The following is a 24006-nucleotide window of genomic DNA, read 5'->3' on the forward strand; positions in this document are numbered from 1 at the left end:
TGGTCCATATTTCAAGTATAAACAAAATCCCATAAATCGTAATATTTTGTTGATATACACACAAATTGCATTTAAAATGCCCATATTAGGTTTGTTTTATACTTTAAATATGATGAAAATTTATCTAGTAGGTGGCGCAGTACGTGATCAATTACTCGGTCATCACCCTAAAGATAACGATTGGGTTGTGGTAGGCTCATCTCAGGAGGGCATGCTAAAACTAGGTTATAGGCCAATACCAAGTAACGCAAAAAATTTTCCTGTATTCTTACATCCTGAAACCAAAGAAGAGCATGCTCTTGCTCGATGCGAAAAGCGAATAGGTCCCGGGCATGCAGGTTTTGAGTTTGACGTTTCTTCTTCAATCACTTTAAACGATGATTTAAGGCGGCGAGACTTGACAATTAATGCCATGGCTCGACCACTTGAAGATGGAGCTTTGGGCGAGTTGATTGACCCTTATAATGGTAAAGCCGATTTAGAAAACCATATATTACGGCATGTATCTGCTGCATTTGTTGAAGATCCACTCCGACTAATTCGCACAGCACGTTTTGCTGCGAGCTTAGGTTTTCAAGTAGCTCCTGAAACGATGATACTCATGAAGCAGATGGTTGTTGAGGGAAAAATCAGTGAACTAAGTATGGAGCAGATCTGGAGGGAGTTGGAGCGTGCACTCATGGGCTCACATCCGAAAAACTTTTTCGATGTACTTAAAAAATGCGGGGCAGATGGTATTTTATTTCCCCTTATAAAAATACCAGGTGCTGGCATCAATGCATTACAACAATCTGCTGCTTATAAAGATTCTGCTTATGTACGTTTTGCTGTATTGATGCATGACTTAACTCAAGCGGATGTAATCAATTTCTGCAAACAATTTAATGTATCAAATCAGTACCGTAATTTGGCGTTATTGGTTAATCAAAATTTAGCAAAATTTCGGCGTGTCCCAGAACTGGACGCGGAAGGACTTCTGGATTTATTGGTAAATATGGGGGCTTTCTATAGTAAAGAACGGTTCAACGAGTGCTTACATATTTTTGAGCTATGTACAGAAGAACCGACTTATGTAGCGCAAGTACGTAATGCCTTCCAAGCTGCTAAATCCATTAATACTAAAGAATTCGCCTCGAGATATGTTGGACATGAAATTACGAGTCAAATTAAGGCAGCACGTCTTGAAGCAATCCAACAATGTCTTAATAGCGTAACATCCAGCGCTACATATTACGTATCTTAAAAACTAGAATTGATAAAGCAAACCACGAACATCCTAACTATCTGTTATGTGGTTGTTGCTTCTTTTCATGCTGGGCACTGTATAAAATAAAAGAATGAACATAGGAATCAACATCAAATACACTCGTGATTCTTTTATCATCGCAAATGTAATAATGCTTAAAATAATTACCACATAGATCATAAAAAGTTCTTTCTGGTTTTGATTGAATTTTCGATAAATTAAGGACAGCAAACCGAGAGTTATCGCAATAAAAAACCATCCTTTATTTAAGGTTAAGTTTAAGGTCAAGTTTTCTTTAAGCACTATAAAATTTCCTAGCATCTCATGTTGTAAATCAGGTGTTCCATCGGGCTTGCTTTGGAAAAGTAATGTTCTTACTATTTTAGTTTCGGCGATTCCCAGTACTATTAACCCTAAGCCTATAGTGACGTCGTTAATGGAGCTAATTGTTATTTTTGGTGCATTGTTTAAGTTAATGCCCCTAATGATAAAATAAAATGCAATAAAGAGGGCGCTTTCTCTATTGAGCAACGCAATGAAAAATAATAAAACAATCCAGACATCGCGCGATTGTGTGAGGATCATATTCGCAAATAAGGTAAAGAAAATGATATCCATGCTATCCCATGGATAGTACCAGTAATCTTGGAAAATTAGGAATAACACACAATAACGCAACATAAATATTCTTACTTTCCGCTCTTCTAGCTTCAGAGTCGTTTTAGCTATTGATTGTAACAATAGATTTTCGATCAGGAATGTAGTGAAAAAATATGTCTTTAATGCGGTAGAGTAAGTTAATCCCAGTTTGGACATTGCCAAAACTATATAAGGGCCCAAAATCCGATTTTGATATGCTATCCAATGTGGTTTTCCTTCAATAACACCATAAGCGGCTTTCACCAATAAATCAAAATTCCTTTGATGACCAATCATAAAAATAAAAAAAGTAACGATCGTTATTATGATAGTAAACTTATATTGCTTTAAGCCATTTACATGCAATAAAGAGGGCATAGAGGTTCTCTAAGGAGAGTATCCAAATAGGGAACAAGCATTATGTCAGTTGATTATATTAAATAAATGATTTACTACTTACGAACACTTCGGGGCTTATCATGGCATACATTCTAGACGAGTCTTTGAGAAAAATCGGGGGCAATGACACTCTCATCATTACAGACAGCTTCCATCCTAGTCTTTATTTCCTTTTCCCAGTCTATTGGATTTGCGCCGTGGATGCCAAAAACTTTTCTTAAACCTTCATCTTGAGATATTAGATTAACTAAATTTTCAGCTGATGTGGTTGATGTAGAATAAGATTTGAAAAGATTGGTTCTTGTCATACATACAGTTTTAAACAAGAGACTAATTGCTTCTTCTAATTTTTGTTCATCACCTCTCAGATAATGAACGTTTATTTTCATTAAACTTTGTTTAATATAATGCTCTTTTGTTTCTCTATGCTTCGTTGTATCCACACTTGTTAAATCCAGTTGGATATTAGCTGGCATGAGCTCAGGGTTTTGTTGCAAGATAGCGCGCACTTCATTTTCCGACAAATTTGCATAGGGACCTTCTGAGCCTTTGCTCATTAATACTCGTTGCTCAAATAAGGAAATATTAGCGATCGGGGCGTGGACAAATTGATCTTTTTGTTGTGCATATGCCGCCATCACTTTTTCCCATCCTTGTTGATATCTTTCTTCGAATTGCGGGTCTACTTTCATTTGTTGCTGGTAAAATTGGTGAAAGTTAGGTGGGGCAGCAATAGCGGCTGGGGTTGGAGGTGATACCTGATAACCTGGGATTAGATCAAGTGCGTACTGTGCTGGTCCAAGCACCTCATGCAAACTATGTAGCCCTCCACTTACCATATAGGCAGACACAGCGGCTAAGTAATTTTGTTTTGCATCAACACGTGTAAAATTTCCATAGTTTTCCATAATGCCCATAAACAAACTGGTCATACCTGATGGTCCTGCTGCATAGACAGCATCATTTTCAAACAAGTCCCTAGCAAATGGAGCATCTAAATTTACCCCTTGATACTTCGAATCAGGCGTCCAACTGGAGCGATCTACATCCAAACCTTCTTGATTTTGCCCAAGCAACATGACGCCCATTTGGCTGGAAAATGTCTGTGGCAATGGTCCTTCTCGCCCTCTTGAGGGATCGGCAGTAAATAATTGGGAGCCATATATTTTGTGGTCAGAAATAAATTTCAATTTCATCATATCAAAATTATCAAAAAAGGCCTTAGGATTATTCCTATATTCTCCATCATTGTATTCTTTAATTAATTCGAGCATTTTCCCTGTAGGCTCATTTCTATTAGGCGGTAAAATGGATTCAGGGAGCATTCGCATATACTTTTGCGCAAATAGAAAGTGGATGAACATGATTTGATTTAAGTTTTTAGGGTCATTTCCTTGTAAAATTTCTTTAACTCGATCAATGGTAATTTCTTCTGGTTGAGAGCCGAAACCCGTCTGCTCTTGTCCGCTGGTTAGTTTTTGGGCAAATTCTTCCAGAATATCACTAAAACCCTGTTCTTCAAGTTGCTTAAAAACGTTCAGTATGGCTTGAGATACATGGCCAACGGACACCATCATCTTATCTGTAGGGCTTTTGAGTAAGGCGATTTGCATTTCAGATTCAAAACGTCTTGCTAATGGGTTTTCGTATTTTTCTCGTGGTGTTTGCTCATAAGTACTATGCTCAATGGCTGAGGCTATGTTGCAAAGTAGCGCTTGTTGTTCTCCATTTTCAAGTTTTGCTGCTAGAGAGGTTAAAATATGCACCGCTTTCTTAGGATTTTGCTCATGATTTTCAATTAGAATTTTCATTTCTTTAATTGCTTGCTTGATATGTGCATTGTCTGTTGTTTTTGCAAGCTCTATTAAGTTGTGCAAAGCAAAAAAGTAGGCTTCTGTTTTTGATTTAAAGGGGGCGTCTTCAACTTTGATATCACGTGCCATGATGGCCTGTAATGCATCTTTTGCCTGCTGTATATTGAGACGGCGATCTGCATCAGGTTCTGTTAAGCCTTGAATCAGTTCTTGAAATTTTTTTCCCTTGGGTGATTGAAATACTTCTGCATCAAATTTCATGAACGTAGGATGATCTTTTGATTCTCGGGGAAATTCACTCAGCTCCGTGCCAGTAATATAACAATATAAGCTTAGCCCCATAAGATAGGAATGTTCTTTTTCTGCAGAAAACGGCTCCACACCTTCAAATTGTGGGGATTGGAATCCTGGCGTATAGAGTATGTAGTTGTCTTCATTTTGTATCTTATTAGGGTCGACGAGTCCATTTTCAGTATTTAAGAAGGATTTCGTATCAGCAATAAACACTTGATCAAATTCATTAACTAAAAAATTCGTAGGTTTTGCATCTGGAAAAAATTTATGATTTGCTTGAAACCTTAAAAAAATATCGGTCATTTGGCCATAAATGTTGGCCGCATTTAAAAATTGAGTTTCTCTTAACTGAGCAAGTATTCTTTGTTTCTCTTCAAGTGAAACCTCATGGTTATCCGTAAACTCAGCATATAATTTTTGTAATTCGTCCTGTTCAGTAGCTTCAATCCCACCAGCAAGATCTTTCGCAATCAGTGCAATTTTTGCATGCATTTTCAAACCATGAGATAATACATCGCCCTTAGGGCAAAACTCAGTCACTTCGAGACTACAAATATAACCACCATGTTTTCCCTGTATCGCTTGCTGAGATGCATATACCTCTGTAATACTATCTTTTACGTCGGTTAATTTAATATGCTCATACGCTTTTCTGGAGTTTCCCTTATGGGGCGTAATTTTTAAAACTTGCCGCTGACCGGTTTCCATATCGGTAAGTAAATAGTTTTTTGCATTTTCACCACCTAAAAATTTTATATTATATTTTTCTAGTCCAGGGATTACGCTGTCAAATTCATCATGAAATACTTCGGCGTTAAACTCTGCTGGTGTAGAAAGAATATCTGTAATTTTTTGTAGGTTTTCATAGCTGAGGTTGTCTATGTTTTGTGCCAAACTTGCAGCTTGAGAAGGATAAACTTTAGAACGTAATTGAGGATTATTTTCTACTATAGTAAATAACCGATTGTTTATTTTCGCAATTAAATTATTTAATGTTGCTCTATCTTCGATAGAAATCGTTTCCGAGGCGATCAACTCACGAAGAGATTGTTTTAAAGTAGTCAGTTGATAATAATTTTTTTCGCTATCTTCACCAATGATTCTCGAATTAATTTCTTTCAATAAACGAGTGGCTTTTGCAATGGCGGGTGATGTTTGGGCGCCGAAAATTCGCCCAAAAAATTCTGGCTTAGTTTCTTTTTCAAATAACAATGCAGAAGGAATGCTTTCATTCGTTTTACACTGTTCTATATCCCATTGATTCATTTGTCTTGTGCTAAAACCGGGACACCCTAAATCACTAAGTTCTTTCTGAATTTTTTGGGATAAATCCTGATAAAATGGAACATAACGGAAGGAGCCTGCTATGGCTAAAGTAGCGATGTCGCGTCCAATATTCGCATCCATCTTGAGTAGTTGTTGGTGCACCTGTAGTAATGCCTCTGCAGTAGGGACTGTATTATATATATCGATTAAACGATTTAATTTTTCTATATCCCTATTAATATTATCTATATAAGTGTCATCATCATATTCTTTTATAAATAGTTTGGCTTTCTCTAACATAGGGCACCTATAAAGTGTAATTAGGCGGTTGAGTTCATGACAGCGCGAGCAAATTTATTATCAAGATAGTCTTGTAATGATTTACCCATGTTGTCCGTGAGCTCTGGTTGGGCACCAGCTTCGCGGAGCTCATTAACTAATGCTTGAACTCTATCAAGGTTTGGCGCATCGTCTGCTGTCTCGTGTAACAGATTCATTAGGGCTGTTCGTCCATATTTATCTTGTTGATTTACATCGATTCCTGCAACATTAGAAATTAACCACTTAACCAACTCGATATCTAACGACATCAATGCATAATGAAGTACATCTTTTCCATGCTGGTCCTGTAGTTTTGCATTAGCGCCTTTTTGAATGAGTAGCTTCACCTTATTCATGTGTCCTTGTTCTGCTGCTAACATTAAAGGTGTTTTTAAATTAAGATCTTGGGAATCAAGATATGGAGCTCTTGCAAAGCTTTCCAGGGTAGAGTCGCTACTGTACATCGCAGCGTAATGGATAGGTAAACGACCATTTTTATCGGGTATCGCTAATAACGCCTCTTCTTTGATTAGTACATTAATACTATCAATTTGGTTATTTAAAATCGCTGAATGCAATGGCGTATGAGTAGCAGAGTTTTTCTTCTTCAGCAGTTTTGGTTGATTCTGGAGAATGTCTTCAAGAATCGTAGCAAATCCATTTTCTGCCGCAACATGTGCTAATGTATCATCACTGTCATCAGTTACAGTGATGTTTCTTGGATTATTAGCCATTAAATCATAAAATATAGCTTGTTTTCTTTCTATGAAAGAAGACCTGTCTTTAGCTAAAATGGTTGGCGGTATGCTCAGTGCTAAATGAGCTGGAGATTGTTGCAATCGAGTCATTAAGTTAGATTTTGCGCCGTGTCCGAGTAAAACTTTTGCTGTAAAATGATGTCCGTAAAGTGCAGCAAGATGTAAGGGGGTTAATTGACTACTCGTTGTCAGATTAACGGCACTTTTATCTTTTTCTAAAGTTTTATACAAGTAAATATCATATCCCTTCTTGCTTGCGTACTGTATTGCATTCATACCGCCTAAACGATTGAGTTTTTCAGAACATTGAGTGACTGGAATGTCGTCGACTGTATCAAGAAAATGTGAAATTTCTTGTTTGAGAGTTGTTAGCTTTTTATCTGTTGTAACAGAACTATCATAAAGAGGCTGTTTACTAACATTCTGTAGATACCATAGCTCTAATTTGCTTACGTCATGCTGATCAGAAATTTTAGGATTTAATGATAAAGTTTTAAGTAGTTCATCCCATTTTGCCACAGTATTCTCCGATAAATTTTAAATTGGTTATGTTATAAAAATGATAGGTTTTAATGTTATTTATTTACCATGCTTTTTTATAAGTATAATTCAATTCAATCAATTTGATTTTTTTTAAAGCGAAATTGTTTTGTGATGGTTGGTGCGCCTGAGCTATATAGGGTTACGGAATAGCAAAATAAGATGTAATTAGATAAAAACAGGTGTAACTAGAAGAGGAAGCCTGTCGTTATCAGCAATGCCTTTTATTAGGAACAACAAGAAAATACGTGTTTTAATTTTTCTATTAATGATTCATCTTTGGGGGCGGGGTAATTTTGAACGGGCATCAGCTCAGGATATTTTTCAAACATCCAACGCATTGTCGCATCCCAAGCATGATTAATATTTTTTGATACCGTTTCATCGTTTCGAAATAAGTTAAAGAAATCATTATAGTTTCCTGCATGAGAGCCATAAGCTTTATAGAAATTGAGTAAGCCTAAGCGTTCATGAAAAACTGTGAGTACTTCATGAATACTATGTAGGCCTCCACCTACAATAAATGACATAATCGCTAAAATATAATGGTGATGTTCTTCTAGGCTTTTAAATTGTCCCATAAATAACATACTGGCACTTAACAATGATGTCATCCCAGAAGGGCCGGCAACATAAGGAATACCACAGCGAATCAGCGATTGTGTATACTCTGAATCAAGATCTGCTTCCTGACAAATACAATCAGGACTCCATGTCGTTTCAAATAATGGAAAGTTTTCTCGATCTTTTGAGTCAACACAAATACCTAATCTTTGGGAGCTATAAGATTTAAACTCGCCTCTGCCTCTGTCGAAGTATAAAGGGAACGAAGAATAACCCCAGAAAAAAGAACCAATATCAGTCTCTTTATTTTCTAAAGTAAACTGTTTCAGACTTCCTTTATAGTCAAAATTCTTAACGTGATTTTGGATTTCTAGGCTTGGCTCAAAATGACAATAAACATCACGCATCAACATAAAATGAATTAACATTATTCTGGCAAAATTCCGTTGTTCTTTAAGTGTTGCCATAACTTCTTTTATATTGGGAGTAGTTGAATAACGCCCAAAAGCCAAAGGAAGGTTGGGTTTATGCGGATCATTTAGCTCAGGACCTAAATGTTCGAGAAAAGTCTTAAAGAGTTCCTCATCATAGTTTAACTCTATAAATTGAATGATATTGTTACTTACTGTATTGATGCAATCCCATGTTGCTTTGCTGGGATTTTGTAACATTATTGTTGCAATGTTGGATTCAAAAATACGTGCTACTTGACACTCAAGATCTTTCGCACTGACTTTCGTTTTTTTAAAGTAACTTTGAAAAGCAGAATCTTGGATTGTTTCAAGCACATGGCTAATAAAAAATTTAAGCGGTTCTGAAATGTTTGATCGTTGTTTTAAATGATGTTTTAAAGTGAATGCTAGAGTTACAAAAGATTGCTCATGGTTAAGGAATAAATTTTTAAGATCAGGAAGTATTGAGCGAATAAACAGCTTATCTTGGGCGGTTTCTGCTTTATAACGAGATAGCTTTGTTATTAATAAAGCATACACATTAAGTGGTTCTTTGCCAGATAACTGACATACTTCTTGAAAAAAATTGCGCATAAATTTCAAAATGTAATAAAGTGCTCAAAAATCATATTATAACTCACATTTTAAAATATGCGGAGCTCTAATAATCGGTCACATTGATATGACTACCGCCATCTACAAACATAATATCACCAGTAATATAATCAGCCTCAGCCAAGTATAAAACGGCACCAGCAACATCTTCAGGTTTTCCCCAGCGTTTTAATAAGGTACGTTCAGCTGACTTTATTTGTCGTTCTGCTGAATATTGTTCTGGCGGCAAAACAGGCCCTGGAGCTATAGCATTAACCCTGATAGTTGGCCCTAATTCTACTGCAAGATATTGAGTCATGCTTGCTAATGCGGCTTTAGATGTGCCATGAAACATCATATTTTTACGAGGATAAAATGCATATAAATCAATAATATTGATAATTGTTCCTTTCTCCTGTTGTAACATGATTTTTGCAGCCTCATTGGCGCAATACAGGCTACCATATACAGCTACTTCAAACGAATCGTGCAAGGGTTGAAAATCATCGCATGGAAAGGAGTGATGGACATAAAGGGATGCACTATTCACCAATAAATCAATTCTGCCCCAATCGTGATTAATGGCAGCAAACATATCGCGTACTTCTTGAAGTGAGCGAATATTTGCTTTGATTACAAGACATTTTTGACCAAACTGTTCTACTACCTGTTTTACTTCTATGGCTTGCTCATCAGACGCATGATGATTAATGACAATGTCGTACCCGTTTTGTGCTAGTTTTTCAACAATACTTCGTCCAACGCGCTTAGCTCCACCTGTAACAAGTGCCACTTTAGTATCGGATTGCATAGCTATGTCCCTGCTTTTATTTATTTTTATTTATATAGAAAACAATAACTCGAACAAACAGCGTTTTTCACGTTTTCGTACATCTAGACCTAATTGTAACTCAAATTGTTTTATATGCTTTAAAGCTTGATATTTTGATTCCTTGATGCTTTCAATTTCCAACGCAAACAATTCCCTATCTTGAGTAATTGCCTGATATAAAATCACTTCGGCCTCAGGAAAAAGAAAGACTTGCAGATGTTTCATCAATTTATATTCTTTATAGCTATTAAATGCAGTTAAAAATTTTTCTATTGTTTGTAACTGATCACCCTGTTCTTGTGCTAAAGAAATTTCAATCTCAATGCGTGCTTCGCTGTCTTTTCCAGGGGAAAACGATTTAAGAGTCAGACTTTGTTTGTCTTCATCAACTTTATGTCGAATAATAAAATTATTTAACCCATCTACAAGAAAATAACGTTCAGCAACATCAACCTTATAATCACGGAGAGGGTAAAGTCGCATGATGGCTGATTCTGCTTTTTGAAAGCTTTGCTTATTATCAAAGCAAAATTTATGTTCTACTTCAACAAACTTTGCCATATTTATCTCACTACCTGATTGGTTTTACTATAAATAAGTATTAGTGGCGGATAACCATTTTGCAAATTAGTTAGATCCTGCTTATTTTTATTCAGAAGATATGATGTTCTCCTCATTTAACGGATTTTTTTGAAAAAACTTGTAATAAGCAATAAGCCAAGAAACAGTACCGCAGGTGATTAAGCTGAGGATGCAACCAACCGCTAAAATAAAGTCGTTTATGACCCAGGCATGCAATAAGGTGAACAACTGAATAATATTAAACCCCAAAAATGTAAGAAACGACACGCCTTTTGCAGTTTTTACCTTTAACAAGATGAATATTTGTGGAATGTATAAAGCTGCATTAGCAATTAAACAGATTGAAAAACCAACATTAATAATTATTTCTGTAGACCGCATTGTTAGCCCTTGTTTTTTTATTTTTAAGTATAGACTGATCTTATTTGTGTTGTGTCAAAAAAATGAACAGTCATCGATTGCAGGCTGGTGAGAAGGGATAAAATGCAAAGAAAAATCCTATAAGTAGGTTCTCCAATAATATTATATTTTCTACTGTTTTTATTTAAGGATGAATTATTCCCTTATTTCATGAACTAAACTTACAAGTAGCAACAACTATGGAGCTTTGACAATGCAAGCACAAAAATATTCGATTGATTTGGATCAAGAGCAAGAAAGACTAGATGATCAAGATGCAGGAGACGTTATTAAACAGATGTTAGAATTGATTGGAGAAAACCCCGATAGAGAAGGTCTAGTTGATACGCCAAGAAGGGTCGTAGACAGTTGGAAAGAGTTATATGAAGGGTATTCTATTGATCCTGCAAAAGTATTGAGTACGTGCTTTTCAAATAAAAAACAATACAACCAACTTGTATTACTTCGTGATATTGAAATGTTTTCAATGTGTGAACATCATATGTTGCCGTTTTATGGTCGGGTGCATATTGGTTATATTCCTGATAATAAAGTAGTCGGCTTATCGAAATTAGCTAGGATAGTTGAGTGTTTTTCGCGTCGGTTACAGATCCAGGAGCAATTGACGGTACAAATTGCTGAAGCAATACAGACTCATTTAAATCCGAAAGGGGTTGGTGTAATGATTGAGTGCCAACATTTATGTATGGTTGCTCGTGGTGTTAATAAGCAAAATCCCTATATGGTGACCTCGCATTTTATGGGTATATTAGAAACTGATCCAGAACGCAGGAAAGAGTTTAATGAACAGATCACAAGGAAATTATAAAATGGGTCTGTTGTTTCATGTTTCATAGATACTGAATACTATAGCGGACGCTAAGATGATGGAAAAATAATTGATAAAAGCACTAAATAGGAAAGTCAATGGAAGTGAAAAAAAGTAAATTAATTTTGATTACTGGGGGACGAGGGGGCCTTGGTAAAGCATTGGCCGAACAGCTTATCAAGGAGAATGCCACAGTTATCGTTACCTCAAGACACGCAACATTCCAAGAAAATATGACCCTGGTTCCGGGGGATATTCACCTACAACAATTGGATGTAACGCAGGAACACTCTGTACAGCGTCTATTTTCTTGGCTGAATTCGTTGAAGAACCCACTCGATGTGTTGGTTAATAATGCAGGCCTTGGTACGTTCAATTCTGTTGAAAATACATCAACTGATGAATGGGATTTAATCATTAAAACCAATTTAACGGGTGCCTTTTTATGTGCGAGAGAAGCCTACCGTATTATGAAAGAAAATGGCGGTGGTCGCATCATTAACATAGGCTCTATCGCCAATAAAGTAGGACTAAATAATAATCTGGCTTATGGTGCTTCTAAATGGGGGCTAAAAGGCTTGTCTACAAATCTAAGTGAAGAAGGAAAGCCTTATCATATACGTGTCACGCACGTTACTTTAGGCGCAACATATACTGAAATTTGGAATGATCGACCTGGGTTTTCAATAAGCGATATGTTGGACCCTGCGCTTGTTGCGCGATGCTTATCCCATCTGATGTTGTTACCTTTAGAAATCGCTGTTAATGAGATTGAAATATTGCCAGAAAAAGGAATTTTATAATGAAACAATCTAATAAACGGCGCATTGCATTAATTACTGGTGCGGGTGCTGGTATTGGGGCGGCTATTGCAGAAAAAATTATAGAAGCAGTAGATCATTTAATTTTATTCGATCTTATTCTCGAGCCCATCTCGTTGCTTGCGCAAAAACTACAAAAAAAACATAATAAAATCATTCAAGTTTATCAATGTGATGTAGGTGATGGTGTACGCGTAGAACAGATTTTAAACCAGATAAAAGAAACAGGAAACCTCCCCAATATCGTCGTCAATAATGCGGGTTTTGGTGGCTCATTTCATACCCTTGATCAAGTGAGCGATGCCGAGTGGGATAGGGTAATTAATACCAATCTGAGAAGTATTTTTTATTTTGCCAGATACTTACTGCCTGAAATGAAAAAGCAATCATATGGCAAAATAGTGAATATTGCGTCGATACAAGGTTTATTAGGCGCATCCTTATCCTCTACATATGTTGCAAGCAAGCATGGGGTTATTGGTTATACCAAAGCCATTGCAGCGGAATGGGGCGAATATGGTATTAGCTGTAATGCAATTTGTCCCGGATATGTGGACACTCGGATGGGCGTACAAGATGCTGTGATTACTAACCACATGGAAAAAGTAATTCATTTAACCCCAGCAAAACGGATTGCCACCCCTCAGGAAATAGCTGAACTTGCAAATTATTTAATAAGCGATCACGCCGCATTTATTAATGGAGCAAGCATTACTATCGATGGTGGCTTGAGTTGTCATGTGGGTGTTTCATGACGGTATAAGTGCTCTATCAAGTAGCCTGGTTGCTTGCAATCAGGCTCAATAAAACACCCGCTAAATAAAAAATGGCATTTACTTTACAAAAGAGACTATCTTCTAAAGCAATAGCATCGGAAATATCTTTTTTCGCGGTCTCCCTAGGTAGCCCATATTTTTTTGCTGCGTCTCACTTTCATAGGAGTTAATCGTACTTAAATGATGGCGAGAAAGTATTTGGATTTCAGAGGCTACTTCTAAATACCATCTCCTGGCATCGCAAAAATAAACAGGTTGTTCGTTATTTAATCTATACTAATAATAATTTCCTTCTAAATTATTAAGCATCATGTATCAAAAGCTAAGATTTTTTCGTACAGGAGATTCCGTAATCTCTGAAAATAATCTAAAACGATTTTTTGATAATTTCCCAGAAAAAGAATTTTGGCGGTTTTTTGTAGAGCGCGTGCGATATGATTATCGGCAAGAATTATATCGCAAATTGTATGCGAAAATGAACGCTGTACCTGAGGAACAGGCAAAAGAGATCCCGGTTTCTGAAATTCAAGAGATGGTAAAAGACCTTACCATAGGCCATGTATATATGCTTGCAGAACGATTGAGCGACCAGGAAGTTTTAAAGGGACTAGACGATTTATTTCATGTCTCCGATCGAAAAGATGAGCACATTACTTCGCTGTTTAACAAACACCAAGGCTGGCTAGGATTTGAAGATAATGAGCCAGGTTATTTACTCAATGTAACCAATGGGTTTTGTCTGATTGTTGAGCATCTATTGTCTGAGCAACCCCTTACATTGGATTTTATTAAAGAGTTACATAAAATGTGCACTCAAGGTGTGAGGAAAATGTTGACGCAAACTCCAGGCGAATTTCGTGCCAACGGAGCCTCATGGCAAATGGATCTTAAAGGGGATTCGCTAGAGGGATTAATCGAAACGATTAATTACCTAAAATCTGTAGAGGAACGCATGGGAACAGCTGGTGTTGATATTATAATAGAAAAAGATGGGAGTTATGAAAGGATTTCAAGTTTTCTTAATGAGGATACTTTTGTTTTAGCGAATAGAATATGGAGCTGCTTCAATAATGGTGCTGTCATTTATTATAATGCCAGAGAAAACAAACAGTTCGACAGCAGTCAATTTTTACATGATGTATGCACAGAGCATATTCGACAATTAGGACAGTCATTAGATAATGCCATAACAAAAGAAGACAAACTGGCTGCTCTATTTACTTATTTAAAGCACACAGTATTGCATCATCCTTTTCAAGATGGGGTAGGTCGAACTTATTCTATGGTGTTATTGCAATACTTATTAATGCGTGAAAATTTTCTGCCCGTTTTAATTCTTAATTCGAACGCAATTCCTGGACACTCAGTAAAAGAGCTTGTAGATGAGTATTTACGAGCAGAAAAAGAAATGGAGCGAATTCTCGAGGAGCCTCACTATATTTCAAGTGATGAAATGGTAATGCCTAATGTTACTACAGAAGCGCTTTTAGCTGCCTCAACTACCGAGGATGTAGCCATTTTTGTAAAAGCTTTAACGCAGTTTCAGGAAATAAAAAGAAGCTATTTAGAGTGGTGTAGTACACAAGAAAGTCAAAGTTCTACTTTCCTCCATAACAATATGTAGATACAGAATTATTGTATGCTTTCATTAGGTAAGTTGTAGCCTGGTCGCTGTAGGCCAGGCCTACGTTTGCTAAGACGACTTAGAGCGCGTTCTATCCGATTTTTTTGCAAATGGTTTTCTATTGGATTTGTTGGATGGAGACGATGTTTTCATTTTAGCAGGGGACTGTTTTTTAGATTTTGCAGCGATATTGGTTTGGGGTACATTGTGTTTTGGTTCAAAATCTTCTATTTCAATACGGTTTAATTGATGCTGAATTAGTTTTTCTATGGCTTGCAATTGATGTATCTCATCAGCACATACTAAAGAAACGGCCAATCCGGTTGCGCCTGCGCGACCTGTTCGACCGATACGGTGGACATAATCTTCCGCTACTTGAGGTAAATCAAAATTAACCACACAAGGCAATTGATCAATATCGATTCCTCGAGCAGCAATGTCCGTAGCTACTAATATGTGCAATTCTCCTGATTTAAACTCCTCTAAAACCTTGGTACGTTGAGATTGCGATTTATTGCCATGGATGGCGGCAGCATGAATTTGTGCTTCAGCCAATTGCTTAACCAGCTTATTTGCGCCATGTTTCGTTTTTGAAAATACTAAAGTCTGGCCCCATTTATTTTTATGAATCAGATGGCTAAGTAAGGCTGCTTTTCGGCTTTTATCGACTGGGTGTATTGTTTGTTGGATTTTTACTACAGTTGTATTTCGAGGTGTAACATCGATTTCAACAGGTTGATCAAAAATGGTTTTTACAAGACTGCGAACGCCATCATTAAACGTCGCAGAAAACAGTAGATTTTGCCGGTTTCTGGGTAGCCAATTAATGATTCGTTTCATGTCATGAATGAATCCCATATCCAGCATTCTATCGGCTTCATCCAAAACAAGGGTTTCAACTTGATCGAACTGAATGGCTCGTTGCTGATGCAAATCCAGTAAACGACCTGGTGTGGCAACTAATATTTCAACACCAGAACGTAGTCTTATCATTTGTGGATTAATTTTTACTCCACCGAAGACTACAGCGGAGCGTAGTGATAAATGACGTCCATATTGCAGAATACTCTCATGTACTTGGTTCGCTAATTCACGTGTTGGCGTTAGAATGAGCGCATATGTCCTATTGCTTTTGGCTCGAGGCTTTGAGCTAAGCTTTTGCAAAAGAGGTAATACAAAACTTGCAGTTTTACCTGTTCCTGTTTGTGCTGAGGCAAGAACGTCTTTACCTGATAATATCTGTGGAATCGCTTGATCTTGAATAGGAGAGGGTTCTTTATAACCTAATTCGTTAATGGATTGAAGTAATGGCTCGATTAAACCTAGGGACTTAAAACTCATGCTGTTTCCTTTATTTATTGGTATCTGCAAAGGGGAACAGGATGTTAATTTTGTTGCCCAATATGCTCTCTTTGGGGGCAATTATACCACAAGTGTTATAGACTACGTTAAAACATCATAAAATGAAATGCATTCAGGCTGACATTGTAAGTTGAAGTTGATTGATTATCTGAGCTAGTACACTCGTAATTAATGTACAATTATGGAGCATCATGGTACTATTCGCGCTTGAAAAAATTGTAACTGTTCCAAGTCGGAGGCAAATGAAAACAACTGCAATGGTACCATCCAATGCTATAAATCCTTTTGATAGTCTGCCGAATGAAATACTGCACTATTTGCTTCGTTTTAGCAATCATCAGGCCATGCTAGTATGCAAACGCTTTCTGAATGCTGATAGAGTAGCAACCAAAAATGAAGCGCGCGAGTCATTCAATGACTACCTAAGAACAAGAACGATAGACTTGGGCTCAGTAAACCCTCTAAAAATAATACATTTTATAACTGTTTTTGCGCAGAATGAATTACCTAAAATATCAGATTCAGTCGAAAAAACGGCCAGTATTGGTATCTTATTAGTACAATTGTATGAAGTGCTGTATTTCTATACCAACCATAACCAGATTAAATTTACACTGCCACGCGAACCAGACATACTAGAGAGTTCTGCATTGGCAGTTTCTTATTTTATTACTTCTAATGATGAGAGTGATTCCCTAAGGACCTCTATTAGTGAACAAGACATTGAGCAGATCAAAGACGATGTAGGTGATATGCTGGTTTTTCTTAGCGATAAAAAAAGTAAAAAAAACATCAAAACAGGTTATTTTAATGGAATTGTCACAGGTATGCTGCACGATTTCCAAACTGGCTTGAAGCATGCATTGGCTAATACATCTGGCTATAACTTACGTTTTTTTAGTTTTACCGCCACTGAAAGTAAAGAGCAAATGATTTTGCGTTTGCTGAATCAATGCGCTTCTATGCTTGAAAACCAGCTCTTTACACCTCAACCAAGCTGCACCTTATTTTAAGATTGAAACTGTAAGGATAATAGGAAGCCACATAGGAGTATTGCCCGCAGGGTCTCCCTAAAAAGCAATTTTGCTGGCGTGTTTTTGCCAAAATTTTGAAAAATTTTGGTGATTTTGATAAACATCTTGCCAGCGGACCCATCCAAAGTGATATAAATGACTCGATTTATTTTCTCTGAAATAGGGGGCTCTCAGCCAGAGTAAATCCTCTACTACAATACAAGAATTCAAAATTTACAATGACCAAGAGTCGAATCAACATAAAAACCTCCATTTCAAAAAAATTGTCTTGAGGTTAGAGTAAAAAATTCTATAAATTGAAAAGATGCTTATACGAATTAACGCGAAAGCCATTGATTGATTGCATCTTTAGTTTCATCAATTACTTCACATAACTGTTTATAAAGTGGTTCAAGAAATTTTTGATACCCGGCTTTATGATATCGTTCAAGATATTGACAGGCATGGATTAATTTAAAAGCGCCACAATAAACTAAGCCCCCCTTCATTTGGTGGGCAAGCTTTTCAATTGATTCCCATTCTCCAGAAGCATATGCCTTTTCCAGGGCCTTAATCGTCTTGGGTATTTCTTGTTCCATCATAAACTTTAAATTCTGAGTGAGTAAGGTCGCATTATTACCCATGCTTGTCAGCGCACTATCAGCATCTAATAATGGAAAGACATCTAGTTTAAATAGTTCTTCTTCTGTATCAGGCAAATCAGGACCAAGCTTTTTTGACTTATTTTGGGGAGTAGAACTGGCGGTTTGCATTGTGGTGGTAAGGTAAGTTGATTTAATTTTTTCTAGAGTTTCTAAGTTTAATGGCTTGGTAAAAGCGGCATTCATCCCTGTTTTGATGCATTTATTTTTTATTTTATTTTCATCATGACCTGTTAGTCCAATAATCGGAACGGGTATTTTGTGATGTTTTTTTTCATGCGCTCTTATTCTTTGTGTGAGCTCGAGGCCTGATAAGCCTGGAAGTGCCAGATCTGTAATAATTAAATCAAATGTTTCTGTTTTAGCCAGCTCCAGTGCTTGTTCTGCATCGTTAGCACTGCTATAGCGAAGGCCTGCTTGGTTAACTAAACTTTCAAGAGAAACCAACGCAATGTAATTGTCTTCAATAAGCAATAATTTTGGTGCATTTGAGGGGGCTTCAGAACGTAGAGGCGGGGGAGTTACTTGTAATTTTTCCTTGTTATTTAATAACATTTGATTATGGTTGTCATCGCCAATTTTTAATAAGAGATCAAAATAAAACGTCGTTCCTACACCGGGTTCACTCGTTAATAGAAGTTGTCCACCTAATAAATTTGCATAAGATTGTGCGATGTGTAAACCCAGACCATGTCCTCTATATACTCCTTTATATGAGGGGGTGCCACGGAAAAATTTATTGAATACTTTATCTTGTAGTTCATAAGGAATACCAATACCTGTGTCGGTGACACTAAAGTGTAGCAATGCGTGTGTTTTCATTTGCTTGAGGAGCATTACCTCAATCGTAATATGGCCTACCTTTGTAAATTTAATCGCATTACCAAGCAAATTTAATAAAATGCGACGTAGTTTCAGGTGATCACCGACTAAAGAAGGAGGGATGTTCTCATCTATATGAGTTTTTAAATCAATACCTTTTGTTATCGTAGAGGGGCGTACAAGTTGTAAAATTTCTTGAATGATTTGATTGAGCTCGAAAGGTTCTTCGTGTAACGCTGCTTCATTGACGTTTTCTGCCGAAACTGTGTCCAATATTACGTTTAACATATTTAGAAGTTGTTTCGCACTATCGCTTAACCATTGGGCATATTGTTTTTGATTAGGATCTTCGACTATGTCCTCTAATAATTTTGACATTCCTATAACCCCTGTTAGGGGAGATCTGATGTCATGACTCATATTGGCCAGGAATTCAGTTTTTAAACGATTTTGTTGCTCGAGTTCTTTATTTTTTCTTTGTAATTGCTCTTCGAGTTGTTTTTGTTCCGAGATATCACGTACAGCGGCTAAAGCCAACAAACCGTCCTCGGTTTCCAATGGACTTAAACTAATCGCAACGGGAAACTCATGTCCCTTTTTATGCTGTCCATATAACGCTAAGCCTGCGCCCATAGGCCTTACTCGTGGCTCAGAAAAATAATTATTACGATGATGAACATGATTGCCATGAAAGCGTTCAGGTATTAAGCATTCTATATTTTGGCCAATGAGTTCATTGGGTTTGTGCCCGAACAGTTGTTCTGTACGATTATTAACTAAGACAATTTCTCCCTCATTATTAATAACAACCAAACAATCAGGGGTGGCTTCTAAAATGGATTTAAATTTTGCTTCGACTTTTTTACGGATGCCAATGTCTCGTACAGCAGCGAGGGCAAAAGTGCCATCATCTGTTTTAAGTGGGCTTAAGCTTATTTCTACAGGAAATTCAGTGCCATTTTTTTTTATGCCAAATAACTCTAATTCTGAACCCATGGAGCGCATTTTGGGTGCTACAAAATAATGATCACGATGGTGTACATGTTTGCTGTGATAGCGTTTGGGCATTAATTGTTCCACATGTTGACCCAATAATTCAGTCCGTGCATATCCAAATAATTTTTCTGTTTGGCCGTTAATTAAAATAATTCGCCCATTATTATCAATAATAACCAAAGCATCTGGCATTGATTCTATGATGCTGGAAAGATGAAGAAAATAAGATAATTGACTGTCCATTGTCCCTCTGTATCAGTTGCACTGTTTATTGCCATTGAGAATAGGTGAAAGAACTTGCTTCTAATAATTACTAAGGAATTAGATTTTGGCAATTTGAAAAGTATAGAATATATACTTGGAAATTTGAATCATAGATTCTACTGCTATCTTGAGCAGGATTGTCTCTTATAAAGTCAGTTTTTCAACGTTGTATGTGGATGAAACCCTATTGTTCTCGGTGCGTTAAGTGCTGACTGCCCAGTTATTTTATTTGCTGATCACGATAAAAAAGTCATTGGCATAGCGCATGCTGGTTGGCGATCTGCAAGGGCAGGCATTATAGAGTCTTGCGTACACACGATGTTTTCGCCGGTAATCTTTTCGGCTGTAATTAGTCCTTGCATTACGCAGCCATCTTATGAAGTGGATTCTGAATTCTATAAACAAATCATCAGTGACTCCCCCATGTACTCAGAATATTTCAATTGCTGAAAATTCGTGATGCATCCATATTGTTCTAGCCTGCTTGAGCAAATACATCCTCTGAATAAAGTTGATGTAAATCTGACGGATATAGGATCACAAAATACGTAGTCAATGAAACGTTCCTTTAACATTGTAAATGTTACTCTTGATATACCAACTGAGTAAAAGGAAATATAAATGGCTACTCTATACATTTCGCATCAATTGGCGTTGGAGCTCAAAAAACTACCGCAAGGAGTTGAAAAACTATTTCCAAATTGCTTGCGAGGAATCCCCAAAATTGTTGATATTTTATATGCAATAAAAGGTAGCCATTTTAAAATATTCAGCCACAGAGATTCCCTAAAAGAATATGGCCTGTCAATAAAATATGAAATTAATCATCTTAAAATCAACTCAATAGAGGATTTCTTTAATGCGGGATTAATGGAGGATTATCTTCAAAAAATAATTGATATGTTTGGAAAATATCCAAACACAATTTTTGAAAGTGAGAAAATTTCTCTTGGAGTTACAATAAATATCAAAGAATACCTTAGCGCTTACATGCATAAAATCCAAAACATCAGAGCGAGGTATTTGATTGAGCATATTAATGAAATATATAAGGAATACTGTAATAGGTATGATCAAAACAAAGATGTCAGTTCCGAATGTAATCTAATTATTCATTTTATAGGAAAAATATTTCCAGAAAATCAAGATGAGAATATTACCAACGCAATTGAAGCCTTTAAAACATTAACTTTACCCAAACCATTAAAAACCGAAACTATGGGTTCGATGGAAACTTTTCCTGTTGAACAGGAGAAGAAACGCGAGCATAGTCATCGAGAGCTCGCTAAGACAAAGAGTGAGACAATTACTTACAAAAAATCACCTTCGAAACATGTCATGACCGTACCTGAGTTGGATGCACAGGAATATGTACCTACTGAAAATATAGTGGTAAAAAGCAAGAAGCATAGAGCAAGCCACTTACCTAAACTACATGTACCTAGTGTGTCTAAAAAATTAAGACCAAGTCATAAAAAGAAAACGACACAGATCGGACTAGAGCAAGATATTCAGGACTCCGTACCAACAGAAACAATCATATCTGAAAAAAGTTCCAGGTTTAAAAAGCTTAAAAAAATATCATTATCACCAATGAAATTTAAACGAAAAAGTGAATCTAAGTCGAACAAGATTGAAGAGCAACTTGAGGATTTTTTAGATAAGGAACCCTCTGACGAAACAACAATAATCAATATAAAGAAAATTTTGGCAAGTTCTAGTGTACACCAGGAACTCCCTCTAACAACAATTGCGGATTTAAGAAGAGCTGCTTTTGATCAGGAGTTTGCTCAGGAAAAACAAAAATTACGAGCGCTTTTTGATCATAAAAAGACGAGTATTGGTGACTTACAAGAAGGTTTTAAAAAACTGTGTGCAGAAAGAGAAAAACGCAATGCGAATACTTGCCTTAGCTACACAGAAACACCTGAAAGCCTTTGTAATGCGCTCTATTGGAAAATAGCTTATGAGCTCTTTCAACCTGATTCATTACACGATATCTGTAAGATTTTGTTGCCTGGTGTTAAACAAAAACTGAAAGTTGATGTCCTTTATAACACAAACTCCAGCCCAAGGCCTGTACCTGTACTGAAATGTAATGTCACCGATTCTCCATTCAGCATGTTTGATCCGGCCGATGAAGTAATAACAGAAGAAGTATCAGGCCAGCTCGCATCTTTTACCATAGAGGGTGACACTCTTTTTGATGTGAAACAAATTGCCCGCTTTCCTTTTTCGTTGCATAGGCAATTTTATGATTACCTTGATTCGAATACACAATTAAGAAGCGCTATTTATCAAAAAAGCAACGATCTACAACAGCTTCTAGTTGATATTTTGAACGTTAATGAAAACGGAACTCCACCCCTGGTAGTTCTGAACAAATTAATTGATGGACTGGCACTAGGCAGTAAAAATCTTCGCGGTACTGAAGAATATGCCACAGTTGAGGCTGAATTAGCTTATGAAGCCTTCTGTTTCTATTTAGAAAGCTTACCTGAAAAATATAAAAATCAATTATTACAACTGACATCACCTCAAGATAAAACTATTGCGCAGGTAATAAAAAATCTGGGTGATCGCTCCGCTGGTTTTGCTCGTTGCACGCAAACTGCTGTGACTGATTTATTTCATATTATCAATAATCCAGACAATAAAGATTTTTTAAGCCGACCGCTTAAACTTCAGTCGGAGGATCTGACACAGATTATTGCACGTTATAGACATAAAGAGCTGAAGGTTGTAGGGCAAAAAAATCCTAATTTACCAGTTGATATTAAAGAGAATCTCTATAAGAAAATGACTGTAGAGTACCATACACTTACTGGACTTTTGCTTGAGTTACCTACTGATGAATATGCATCTTTCATAAAAAATGCCAATTTCAAGATTATCCTAAACGAACACAATAATTCCGCAGATTTTAATAAAGTAACCAAACAGCAAGCATCACAAATTATTCACGATCTTTTTGAAAAATTATCACCATTAGATCATCGAGCTAAGAAAGTAATTTGCTGTTTTTGTTGGTTATATGGTGACCGAAACGGATTGGAAAAAGTTGCTAAAGAACTAAAGAATGATGACTTAAATAGCCATGATATGGGAGTTAATCTTAAAGAGTTATTTGCTTCAATGCCAAAGCATTTCGGATGCGAATTACTCACTTTAAGTGACAGGACACCGCTTGGTGATAATTCACTTTACCAGCATATTTATGTTTTACATGGAGATAAGCTTTATTATTACGACAGTAATTCAAAACAAACAGAACTAACCATTGATAGTGAGAGCGCAAGGAAAAAACGTTTATTTTCTGATATTAAAAAAGAGTTCCCCGCTGTTAGTGGGCATCGTATCAAAGCAACAAATTCCTGTATGACTTTGATTAATGAGGCCTTTAATAGCAATGCAGAGCGTACTGAAAAAAAACCAGAAACAAGTCATATAGAGGATGACGCGTTAACACTTACGAAAGTTCATAGCCCATCACATGACAATGGTGAGCAAACTGTTCCTGTATCAAGGAATACAGGGAACACGCATGATACTACACCTATTCATAGTGATGCTTCTCCTTTAAAAAGAGAACAAGTTGGCATAAAGGGAAAGTCAGTAACAAATACAGAAGCGCAAAAAATTGAAGAAGTTTCTATCTTTGACATTGCATACGATGTGCTCTTATTTATTGCTGGAATGGCAGCAACGGCAGGTCTTGGTGCATTTATAGGTACACTTATTGCTCCGGGTATTGGTACTGCGATAGGTGCTGCAATTGGAGCAGGTGTCCCAATTGTAACGGGGCTAGGCGCGTTATTGTATAATACCTGTGTTAATTCATCTGAGGAAATTGAGTCTTTCATTACTGAACCAACTGGTCCAGTTGTCCCGCTTTATCAAAATATACATATGCGACCAAATCCTGAAAAGCAAAGACAAGCTAAACGAGAAGCTACTTTAAGCGCAGAGACTCCTTTAAAATCAGATCAAGTGTCAAGTTCGGAGTTTATAAAAGTTGAGGAGGATGATGGTTTAACTCAAGTTTCCTTTCAAAAATAAGGCTGGATAGTAGTGCCGTGTTAATAGCTCTTTTCTATGTGGATATATATCCAGTGATTTGAGTTCATTAAAAAATCA

At 36.7% G+C, this 24006-nt stretch carries 17 protein-coding genes; 8 read left to right on the forward strand and 9 right to left on the reverse strand.

The features are described from left to right. The first annotated feature begins 76 nt into the window (after nucleotides 1-76). The gene (locus tag BGO44_RS12575; RefSeq protein WP_273200518.1) at nucleotides 77-1243 is read left to right on the forward strand and encodes a tRNA nucleotidyltransferase/poly(A) polymerase-related protein; all 1167 of its coding nucleotides are present in this window, start codon (nucleotides 77-79) and stop codon (nucleotides 1241-1243) included. A gap of 33 nt (nucleotides 1244-1276) precedes the next feature. On the opposite strand, the gene BGO44_RS12580 is transcribed toward BGO44_RS12575, so the two are convergent. The 7 genes from BGO44_RS12580 to BGO44_RS12610 all read right to left on the reverse strand — a co-directional run bounded on the left by BGO44_RS12580 (nucleotide 1277) and on the right by BGO44_RS12610 (nucleotide 10682). Then, the gene (locus BGO44_RS12580) at nucleotides 1277-2263 is read right to left on the reverse strand and encodes a hypothetical protein (RefSeq protein WP_273200519.1); all 987 of its coding nucleotides are present in this window, start codon (nucleotides 2261-2263) and stop codon (nucleotides 1277-1279) included. Between the two features lie 113 nt (nucleotides 2264-2376). Further along, entirely contained in the window at nucleotides 2377-5958 is a 3582-nt protein-coding gene (locus BGO44_RS12585) for a hypothetical protein (RefSeq protein ID WP_273200520.1), read from the reverse strand. Between the two features lie 20 nt (nucleotides 5959-5978). Further along, nucleotides 5979-7256, reverse strand: coding sequence for an ankyrin repeat domain-containing protein (locus BGO44_RS12590; protein WP_058510123.1), 1278 nt, complete (start codon nucleotides 7254-7256; stop codon nucleotides 5979-5981). Between the two features lie 248 nt (nucleotides 7257-7504). Further along, nucleotides 7505-8887 carry a hypothetical protein gene (locus BGO44_RS12595; protein ID WP_273200522.1) on the reverse strand — a complete coding sequence of 461 codons (1383 nt, stop codon included), beginning with the start codon at nucleotides 8885-8887 and terminating at the stop codon, nucleotides 7505-7507. 67 nt (nucleotides 8888-8954) lie between these two features. Further along, complete coding sequence (locus tag BGO44_RS12600; RefSeq protein WP_273200524.1) at nucleotides 8955-9698, reverse strand: SDR family NAD(P)-dependent oxidoreductase; 744 nt, start codon at nucleotides 9696-9698, stop codon at nucleotides 8955-8957. Nucleotides 9699-9728: 30 nt separating this feature from the next. Continuing rightward, the gene (locus BGO44_RS12605) at nucleotides 9729-10280 is read right to left on the reverse strand and encodes a hypothetical protein (protein WP_273200526.1); all 552 of its coding nucleotides are present in this window, start codon (nucleotides 10278-10280) and stop codon (nucleotides 9729-9731) included. Between the two features lie 87 nt (nucleotides 10281-10367). Continuing rightward, on the reverse strand, nucleotides 10368-10682 hold the full coding sequence (locus tag BGO44_RS12610; protein ID WP_273200527.1) for a hypothetical protein: 315 nt from the start codon (nucleotides 10680-10682) through the stop codon (nucleotides 10368-10370). A 232-nt stretch (nucleotides 10683-10914) separates the two neighbouring features. Between BGO44_RS12610 and folE the strand changes: the two genes are divergently transcribed. The 4 genes from folE (at nucleotide 10915) to BGO44_RS12630 (ending at nucleotide 14750) form a co-directional block, all read left to right on the forward strand. Next, nucleotides 10915-11529, forward strand: a complete 615-nt coding sequence (folE, locus tag BGO44_RS12615; RefSeq protein WP_273200529.1) for a GTP cyclohydrolase I FolE — start codon at nucleotides 10915-10917, stop codon at nucleotides 11527-11529. A 98-nt stretch (nucleotides 11530-11627) separates the two neighbouring features. Beyond that, complete coding sequence (locus BGO44_RS12620; protein WP_058510125.1) at nucleotides 11628-12332, forward strand: SDR family oxidoreductase; 705 nt, start codon at nucleotides 11628-11630, stop codon at nucleotides 12330-12332. Continuing rightward, nucleotides 12332-13105, forward strand: a complete 774-nt coding sequence (locus tag BGO44_RS12625; RefSeq protein WP_058510126.1) for an SDR family NAD(P)-dependent oxidoreductase — start codon at nucleotides 12332-12334, stop codon at nucleotides 13103-13105. Before BGO44_RS12620 ends, BGO44_RS12625 begins: the two co-directional genes overlap by 1 nt. A 331-nt stretch (nucleotides 13106-13436) precedes the next feature. After that, nucleotides 13437-14750 carry a hypothetical protein gene (locus BGO44_RS12630; RefSeq protein WP_273200532.1) on the forward strand — a complete coding sequence of 438 codons (1314 nt, stop codon included), beginning with the start codon at nucleotides 13437-13439 and terminating at the stop codon, nucleotides 14748-14750. 69 nt (nucleotides 14751-14819) lie between these two features. On the opposite strand, the gene BGO44_RS12635 is transcribed toward BGO44_RS12630, so the two are convergent. Next, a complete protein-coding gene (locus BGO44_RS12635; RefSeq protein WP_273200534.1) occupies nucleotides 14820-16091 on the reverse strand; it encodes a DEAD/DEAH box helicase in 1272 nt (423 codons plus the stop codon). Nucleotides 16092-16354: 263 nt separating this feature from the next. Between BGO44_RS12635 and BGO44_RS12640 the strand changes: the two genes are divergently transcribed. Beyond that, a complete protein-coding gene (locus tag BGO44_RS12640) occupies nucleotides 16355-17125 on the forward strand; it encodes an F-box protein (protein WP_237760438.1) in 771 nt (256 codons plus the stop codon). A gap of 338 nt (nucleotides 17126-17463) precedes the next feature. Here BGO44_RS12640 and BGO44_RS12645 read toward each other — a convergent pair whose 3' ends face one another. Next, the gene (locus tag BGO44_RS12645) at nucleotides 17464-19848 is read right to left on the reverse strand and encodes a PAS domain S-box protein (RefSeq protein ID WP_273200536.1); all 2385 of its coding nucleotides are present in this window, start codon (nucleotides 19846-19848) and stop codon (nucleotides 17464-17466) included. Nucleotides 19849-20055: 207 nt separating this feature from the next. On the opposite strand from BGO44_RS12645, the gene BGO44_RS18610 reads away from it, so the two are divergent. Together BGO44_RS18610 and BGO44_RS12650 are read left to right on the forward strand one after the other, a co-directional pair. After that, nucleotides 20056-20319 (forward strand): laccase domain-containing protein, encoded by a 264-nt coding sequence (locus BGO44_RS18610; protein WP_353743539.1) that lies wholly within the window; start codon nucleotides 20056-20058, stop codon nucleotides 20317-20319. Between the two features lie 171 nt (nucleotides 20320-20490). Then, nucleotides 20491-23928: a glycine zipper family protein gene (locus tag BGO44_RS12650; protein WP_273200538.1), complete on the forward strand. Its 3438-nt coding sequence runs from the start codon at nucleotides 20491-20493 to the stop codon at nucleotides 23926-23928. Nucleotides 23929-24006 lie beyond the last annotated feature (78 nt).

It is taken from the genome of Legionella sp. 39-23, assembly GCF_001897665.1.
GTDB classification, from domain to species: domain Bacteria; phylum Pseudomonadota; class Gammaproteobacteria; order Legionellales; family Legionellaceae; genus Legionella; species Legionella steelei.

What these genes read in the sequence shown, in the direction of transcription:
- BGO44_RS12610 (WP_273200527.1), bottom strand. Translation starts at nt 10,682, where the DNA reads ATGCGGTCTACAGAAATAATTATTAATGTTGGTTTTTCAATCTGTTTA.
- BGO44_RS12575 (WP_273200518.1), top strand. Translation starts at nt 77, where the DNA reads ATGCCCATATTAGGTTTGTTTTATACTTTAAATATGATGAAAATTTAT.
- BGO44_RS12620 (WP_058510125.1), top strand. Translation starts at nt 11,628, where the DNA reads ATGGAAGTGAAAAAAAGTAAATTAATTTTGATTACTGGGGGACGAGGG.
- BGO44_RS12595 (WP_273200522.1), bottom strand. Translation starts at nt 8,887, where the DNA reads ATGCGCAATTTTTTTCAAGAAGTATGTCAGTTATCTGGCAAAGAACCA.
- BGO44_RS12625 (WP_058510126.1), top strand. Translation starts at nt 12,332, where the DNA reads ATGAAACAATCTAATAAACGGCGCATTGCATTAATTACTGGTGCGGGT.
- BGO44_RS12645 (WP_273200536.1), bottom strand. Translation starts at nt 19,848, where the DNA reads ATGGACAGTCAATTATCTTATTTTCTTCATCTTTCCAGCATCATAGAA.
- BGO44_RS12600 (WP_273200524.1), bottom strand. Translation starts at nt 9,698, where the DNA reads ATGCAATCCGATACTAAAGTGGCACTTGTTACAGGTGGAGCTAAGCGC.
- BGO44_RS12585 (WP_273200520.1), bottom strand. Translation starts at nt 5,958, where the DNA reads ATGTTAGAGAAAGCCAAACTATTTATAAAAGAATATGATGATGACACT.
- BGO44_RS12635 (WP_273200534.1), bottom strand. Translation starts at nt 16,091, where the DNA reads ATGAGTTTTAAGTCCCTAGGTTTAATCGAGCCATTACTTCAATCCATT.
- BGO44_RS12580 (WP_273200519.1), bottom strand. Translation starts at nt 2,263, where the DNA reads ATGCCCTCTTTATTGCATGTAAATGGCTTAAAGCAATATAAGTTTACT.
- BGO44_RS12640 (WP_237760438.1), top strand. Translation starts at nt 16,355, where the DNA reads ATGAAAACAACTGCAATGGTACCATCCAATGCTATAAATCCTTTTGAT.
- BGO44_RS12630 (WP_273200532.1), top strand. Translation starts at nt 13,437, where the DNA reads ATGTATCAAAAGCTAAGATTTTTTCGTACAGGAGATTCCGTAATCTCT.
- BGO44_RS12650 (WP_273200538.1), top strand. Translation starts at nt 20,491, where the DNA reads ATGGCTACTCTATACATTTCGCATCAATTGGCGTTGGAGCTCAAAAAA.
- folE (WP_273200529.1), top strand. Translation starts at nt 10,915, where the DNA reads ATGCAAGCACAAAAATATTCGATTGATTTGGATCAAGAGCAAGAAAGA.
- BGO44_RS12605 (WP_273200526.1), bottom strand. Translation starts at nt 10,280, where the DNA reads ATGGCAAAGTTTGTTGAAGTAGAACATAAATTTTGCTTTGATAATAAG.